This window comes from Candidatus Alcyoniella australis (genome assembly GCA_030765605.1).
In the GTDB taxonomy this organism is placed as follows: domain Bacteria; phylum Lernaellota; class Lernaellaia; order JAVCCG01; family Alcyoniellaceae; genus Alcyoniella; species Alcyoniella australis.
In genome coordinates, this window is the sequence record JAVCCG010000110.1 from 35,007 (window position 1) to 41,766 (window position 6,760).

The 6,760-nt window shown below is 64.4% G+C and carries 5 protein-coding genes; 4 read left to right on the forward strand and 1 reads right to left on the reverse strand.

The window, feature by feature from the left end; all coding sequences use genetic code 11:
• The first annotated feature begins 35 nt into the window (after positions 1-35).
• From recA to P9M14_13255, 4 genes are all read left to right on the forward strand, one after another.
• Positions 36-1,133: a recombinase RecA gene (gene recA, locus P9M14_13240; GenBank protein MDP8256709.1), complete on the forward strand. Its 1,098-nt coding sequence runs from the start codon at positions 36-38 to the stop codon at positions 1,131-1,133.
• A gap of 13 nt (positions 1,134-1,146) precedes the next feature.
• Positions 1,147-2,286, forward strand: a complete 1,140-nt coding sequence (locus P9M14_13245) for a type IV pilus twitching motility protein PilT (protein MDP8256710.1) — start codon at positions 1,147-1,149, stop codon at positions 2,284-2,286.
• A gap of 13 nt (positions 2,287-2,299) precedes the next feature.
• Positions 2,300-4,918 (forward strand): alanine--tRNA ligase, encoded by a 2,619-nt coding sequence (gene alaS, locus P9M14_13250; protein ID MDP8256711.1) that lies wholly within the window; start codon positions 2,300-2,302, stop codon positions 4,916-4,918.
• Between the two features lie 131 nt (positions 4,919-5,049).
• Positions 5,050-5,673 (forward strand): tetratricopeptide repeat protein, encoded by a 624-nt coding sequence (locus P9M14_13255; GenBank protein ID MDP8256712.1) that lies wholly within the window; start codon positions 5,050-5,052, stop codon positions 5,671-5,673.
• Here the strand turns inward: P9M14_13255 and P9M14_13260 are convergent.
• Positions 5,674-6,760 (reverse strand): hypothetical protein (locus P9M14_13260; GenBank protein ID MDP8256713.1); only part of this gene is annotated, 1,087 nt, incomplete at its 5' end.

Below are 6,760 nucleotides of genomic sequence, written 5' to 3' on the forward strand. Positions count from 1 at the left end.
GCCTGTTTTATGTGAAAAAAACCAGGAGTACATCCATGGCTAAGGAATCGAAGCAGTTGGGCGACAAGAAGAATTCCGCTCTGGATACGGCGATCACCCAGATCGAACGCCAGTTCGGCAAGGGCTCGATCATGCGTCTGGGGGACAGCCAGGCGGTGGTGCCGATCAAGTCGATCTCTACCGGATCGCTGGGCCTGGACGTTGCCTTGGGCATCGGCGGGGTGCCACGGGGGCGTGTGGTCGAGATCTACGGCCCCGAGTCCTCGGGCAAGACCACCTTGGCGCTGCACGTGGTGGCCGAGGCTCAGCGCACCGGCGGCGTGGCGGCGTTCATCGACGCCGAGCACGCCCTGGACGTCTCCTACGCGCGCAGGCTGGGCGTCCACACCCAGGATCTGCTGCTCAGCCAGCCGGACAACGGCGAACAGGCGCTGGAGATCGCCGAGGTCTTGGTGCGCTCCAGCGCGGTGGACATCGTGGTCATCGACTCGGTGGCCGCCCTGACTCCCAAAGCCGAAATCGAAGGCGACATGGGAGACATCCACGTCGGGCTGCAGGCGCGGCTGATGTCCCAGGCCCTGCGCAAACTGACCGCGGTCATCGCGCGCTCGACCACGACGTTAATGTTCATCAACCAGATCCGGATGAAGATCGGCGTGATGTTCGGCAACCCGGAGACCACGCCGGGCGGCAATGCGCTCAAATTTTATTCCTCGGTGCGCCTCGACATCAGACGCATCGGGATGATCAAGTCCGGTCAGGAGGTGCTCGGTTCTCGCGCGCGGGTCAAGGTGGTTAAAAACAAGCTGGCCCCGCCGTTCCGCGACGCCGAGTTCGACATCATCTACGGCCTGGGGATCAGCAAGACCGGCGAGCTGATCGACCTGGGTGTGGCCAACGGCCTGGTCGACAAGAGCGGCACCTGGTACTCCTACGGTGAGCACCGCATCGGCCAGGGGCGCGAGAAAGCCCGGGAATTTTTACTGAGCAACCCGGACATTGCCTTCGAGCTGGAGAACAAGCTGCGCCTGGTCTACGAGATTGAGCCGCTGGGCAAAGAGGCCGTGCGCGAGGCGCCGGCCGAACCCGAGGCGCCGGCCGAGCCCGAGGCGCCGGCCGAGCCCGAAAAATAACGGAGTAGGGACGATGGAGCTCAACGATATCCTCAAAATCGCCGTGGAGAAGGGCGCCAGCGACGTGCACTTGAAGCCGGGCATGCCGCCGGTGTTCCGCGTCGACGGCAAGCTGGTTCAGCATCCCAAGACGCAGCGGCTGACACCGCAGCAGATCTCGGCGATGGCCAAGGTGATGATGTCCGAGCGTCAGGTGCAGCGTTTCCGCGAGAACTGCGAGGTCGACCTGGCCTACTCGGTGCCCGGCGTGGGGCGTTTCCGCACCAACGTTTTCCAACAGCGCGGGACCGTGGCGATCAGTATGCGGCTGATTCCGTTTCAGGTCGCTGCGTTTTCCCAGCTCGGATTGCCCAAGACGTTGGAGAAGATCTCGATGGAGGGCCGCGGCCTGGTGCTGGTCGCCGGCACTACCGGCTCGGGCAAGAGCACGACCCTGGCGTCGATGGTGCAGCACATCAACGAGAACCGCACCTGCCACATCATCACCATCGAGGACCCGATCGAGTTCCTGCTGCGCGACAAGAAGAGCATCATCTCCCAGCGCGAGATCGGCTTCGACACGCTGAACTTCGTCGACTCGCTACGCAGCGCCCTGCGCCAGGATCCGGACGTGATTCTCGTGGGCGAGATGCGCGACATGGAGACGATCCAGACCGCGCTGATGGCCGCCGAGACCGGCCACCTGGTGCTCTCCACCGTGCACACGATGGACGCGATGGAGACGGTCAACCGCATCATCTCGTTCTTTGCGGCGTACCAGCAGGAGGAGATCCGCTTCCAACTCGCCTCGGTGCTCAAGGCTGTAATCTGCCAGCGGCTGATTCCGCGGATGGACGGCAAGGGGCGCGTTCCGGCGGTTGAGGTGCTGGTCTCCACCGCGCGCGTGCGCGACTGCATCCGCGACCGGAAGAAGACCCCCGAGCTCAACGACACGATGGCCCAGGGCTACTCGACCTATGGCATGCAGACTTTCGACATGGCGCTGATGGACCTGTACATGCGGCGCATGATCACCCGCGAGGAGGCGTTGGCCAACAGCAGCAACCCCGGCGATTTCGAGATGCGCGTCTCCGGCGTCACCACCGGCGACGACTCGAACTACGACGAGGTCGCCGAGAAGGGCGACATGGTGATCGAGCGCTTCCAGAAATAGGGTTCAACAGCCGATGAACGGTCACGAGATTCGCAGCAGGTTCCTCGAGTACTTCAAACAGCACGGCCACGCGGTGCTCCCCTCAAGCCCGTTGGTGCCCGCGGGGGATCCGACCCTGCTGTTCACCAACGCGGGGATGGTGCAGTTCAAGGACGTGTTCGTCGGGCGTTCGCGCATCGGCTCCACGCGCGCGACCACCAGCCAGAAGTGCCTGCGCGTCTCGGGCAAGCACAACGACTTTGAGAACGTCGGCCGCACTCCGCGGCACCACACGTTTTTCGAAATGCTGGGCAACTTCAGCTTCGGCGACTACTTCAAACGCGAGGCGATCGGCTTTGCCTGGGAACTGCTGACCCGCGAATACGGCCTGGACCCCGACCGGCTGTACCCCACGGTCTTTGAGCAGGACGACGAGGCCGCGCAACTGTGGGTCGAAGTAACCGGCGTTGCGGCCGATCGCGTACTGCGGATGGGCGAGAAGGACAACTTCTGGGCGATGGGCGAGACCGGCCCCTGTGGCCCGTGCTCCGAGATCCTCTTCGACCAGGGGCCCGAGTTCGGCCCGGACGACCCCTACGTCGAGGGCGACCGCTTCCTTGAGCTGTGGAACCTGGTGTTTATGCAGTACCAGCGCGATCAGCCCGGCGGCGAGCTGCTGCCGCTGCCCGCGCCGAGCATCGACACCGGCGCCGGCCTGGAGCGGATCGCCGCGGTGCTGCAGGGCAAGCCCTCAAACTACGACTCGGATTTGTTTCTGCCGATCATCGAGCAGATCGGTCGCGTCAGCGGCAAGGGATACCGTAGCGGCGAGGACGAGGCCGACGTCAGCCAGCGCGTGATCGCCGATCACGCCCGCGCCACGACCTTCTTAATCGGCGACGGCGTGTTGCCCAGCAACGAGGGGCGCGGCTATGTGCTTCGTCGGATCATGCGCCGCGCCGCGCGTCACGGCGTGCTGATCGGGCTCAACGAGCCGTTTCTCTACCAGATCTGTGGCGCGGTGGTCGACGTGATGCAGCCGGCGTATCCCGAGCTGGTCGAGCGCACCAGCTACATCGCGCGCGTGGTCAAGCACGAGGAACAACGCTTCCTGTGCACGTTGGAGAACGGACTGAAGCTGCTCAACGAGCAGATCGAGCGGCTGGGATCCGAGCGCGTACTCGACGGCGAACTGGCGTTCAAGCTCTACGACACTTTCGGTTTCCCGCTGGACCTGGTCGAGGACATCGGCCGCGATAAAAGTTTCAGCGTGGACAAGCCGGGCTTTGAACAGGCGATGGCCAAACAACGCCAATCCAGCGCCAAGGCTTGGAGCGGTTCGGGCGAGCAGCAGGTGTCGTCGGCCTACGCCGAGCTCGCGGCCGAAGCGGGGCCGACCCAGTTCGTGGGCTACGACAACCTCGTGCTCGAAGCGCGGGTGGTCGGACTGATCCGCGACGGACAGCGCGTCGAATCGGCGCGGCAGGGCGAAGAGATCGAGATCGTCTGCGACCGCACGCCGTTCTACGCCGAGATGGGCGGCCAGGTCGGCGACGCGGGTAAGATCGTGGGCAGCGGCTTTCTGGCCGAGGTGCGCGACGCGGTCTATGCGGCCCAGGGGTTGGTGGCCCACCGCGCCAAGCTGCTGCGCGGTGAGGTCAAGCTCGGCGACAGCGCGAGCCTCGAGGTCGACCGCGAACGGCGCGCGGCGATCCAGCGCAACCACACGGCCACGCATTTACTGCACCACGCGTTGCAGACCGTACTCGGACCCGACGCCAAGCAGGCGGGCAGCCTGGTTACGCCCGAGCGGCTGCGCTTCGACTTCACGCACTACGCGGCAATCGAGCCGCGCGAACTGGAACGCATCGAGATCATCGCCAACGAGCTGATCCTCGATGATCGACTGGTGAGCTGGGAGACGATGCCCCTCGACGCGGCGCTCGAGGCGGGCGTGACCGCGCTGTTCGGCGAAAAGTACGGCCAGAGCGTGCGCGTACTCAGCGTTGAGGGCGTGTCGCAAGAACTGTGCGGCGGAACCCACGCGCGCAGCACCGGCGAGATCGGTTCGCTGCTGATCACATCGGAGTCCAGCGTGGCCGCGGGCGTGCGGCGCATCGAGGCCCGCACCGGGCTCGGAGCGTTGGAGCTGTCCCGCCGCTACCGTGAGCGCGTGCGCGAGGCCGCGACGCTGCTCAAGGCCAACGAGGACGAACTGGTGGAACGCACCGAGCGCGCCCTGGGACGCATCAAGGGCCTGGAGCGCGAGATCGAGAAAATCCAGGCCCAAATGGCATCGGCTGGCGGCTCGGACATCTACGACAACGTCAAGGACGTCAACGGGATCAAGCTGCTTGCCGTGAAGATCGACCTTGACGACCCCAAGGGACTGCGCAACTTCGGCACACAGGTCCGCGACCGACTCAAGTCTGGAGTGGTGGTGATCGGCGCCGAGTCCGGGGGCAGGGCGCTGCTGCTGGCGATGGTCACCGACGATCTGACCGACCGCTTTAACGCCAACGATATTATCCGCGCCATCGCACCGGCGATCGACGGATCGGGCGGCGGCAGGGCCGACATGGCCCAGGCCGGCGGCAAGGATCCCGGCGGCATCGAGCAAGCCCTGGCCGCGGTGGAGGGGTTGCTGCGCTGAGGCGCGCACTGCTTGTTCTCGTTGCGCTCTGCGCGCTGATCGCGTCGAGCGCCTTTGCCGACAGCACGGACGAAATCGCAATACAGGTCGACGAGCTGTGGAGCACCCGCGACGGCGGTCGGCGCAATGCTTTGCGCTCGCTGGAGTTGCTCGACGCCACCCTGAAAAACGATCCCCTAAACTATGGCCTGCTGTGGCGCGCGGCGCGCGCCTGCTATTGGATCTGCGACCGCTCAGATGATCCGCAGGTCGACGGACGCTTTGGCGCGCGCGGCATGGACTACGCGAGTAAGGCGTTGCTGCTCGCGCCCGATGCGATTGAGGGGCACTACTACAACGCGCTGTGTATGGCCGAATACGCCGACAGCATCAGCGTGGTCAAGGCGCTGGCCCAGGGGGTCGGCAACCGGTTGCGCGACGAGCTCGAGTACTGCTATCAACAACAGCCGCTGTTCGACTACGCCGGGCCGTGCATCGGACTGGGCCGCTTCTACCAGCTCGTGCCCTGGCCGCTACGCGACCGACAGCGCGCGCAGCAGGCGTACCAGCGTGCGCTGCAGGCCTTTCCCTGGGTCTACCGCAACCGCGTGTATTTGGCCGAGCTGTACATTGAAATGGACAAGCCCGACCAAGCCAACAAACTGCTCGACGTCGACATCGCCTGCCCGCAGGGGATCACCGACGGCTGGGAGTGCGGATACTTCCGGCAACAGGCCGCAGAACTGCGGCAATCGTTGGTCGTCGATCAACCCTGATCAGAAATAGAACCGCGGCTCGTTAAAGCGGAAGCGCATTCCCGTAGGAACGTCCCCGTCCCAGCAAAGCTCAAAAACATCTACACGCAACACGGTTGAGTCGGCGTGGTTGATGATCCAGTTACGCACTATCAGCGGGCAACCGGCCCGCACCCGCAGCAGCAGCCGTCCATCGGAGAAGTCGGCCGGGATATAGCGGCGCGGCGAGATCGACGGCAAACCCGGACCCGGCGCGCCCTGTGGATCGTCGGGATCTACGTTGTCCATTGTTTCGGGATGATGGGGTAGGCTCAACTGGCCTGCGGATGTCGAGTAGAGGTTGAGGTCGATAACCGTACTCGTGCGGTCCGACCAGCTAAACGGCGCACGTTCCAGGTCAACGTTGATCGAGACCGGCTGATCCTGCCAGGCGAGCAGGACACGGTCGAAGTGCGGCAGCATTTTTATTCGCTGGACGCTGAGGTCAACGGCCATGCGCTCCCCGTCCGCGGAATCGACCAGTTGCACCGCTGGGCCGGATGGGTCGCCGATGGTGTTCAGATCGATGCTCAGCAGCATTGGCTCGCCATCGCAACTACGCGGCTTCACGCTGTAGTCGTCTGGAAACAGCAGGCCCCAGTCGCGGTAGAGAAACAGGTGTTCCGATATCTCGGGAGCAGTGAAGAACAGCATGTGCTCGTTGAGCTTGAGCAGCCCGCGTTTGAGTCCGCTGTCGATCTCGCGGTCGATGCGGCCGTAGTCGGGCAGCAGGCCCACGCTGGTGGTGGCGCGTGCGACCACCTGGTGATACTGCTCGGACTCCTGGGCGTAGAGCATGTTCCAGTGCTGGTAGAAATCGGTGGTCTCAAAATCGAGCCTGGCCGCTGCCCGCGGTAAAAATATCAGCAGCGGCGTGAGCGCCACCAGCGCCAGGGGCGCGGCGAGCTTCTTGGCCAGCAGCGAGCGCACCACGAACGCCAGTCCGCAGGCGAGCATCACCACCAGCGGGAAGAGCAGGGTCATGCTGATGCGGGTCTTGTCGCTCTGGAGCCAGTTGGCCTGCATCGAGAGCACAACGTAGACCGGGATGATGAAGCTTAAGAAGATC

Excerpts from the sequence above, each read along its gene's own strand:
- recA (MDP8256709.1), top strand. The coding sequence starts at position 36 with ATGGCTAAGGAATCGAAGCAGTTGGGCGACAAGAAGAATTCCGCTCTG.
- P9M14_13245 (MDP8256710.1), top strand. The coding sequence starts at position 1,147 with ATGGAGCTCAACGATATCCTCAAAATCGCCGTGGAGAAGGGCGCCAGC.
- alaS (MDP8256711.1), top strand. The coding sequence starts at position 2,300 with ATGAACGGTCACGAGATTCGCAGCAGGTTCCTCGAGTACTTCAAACAG.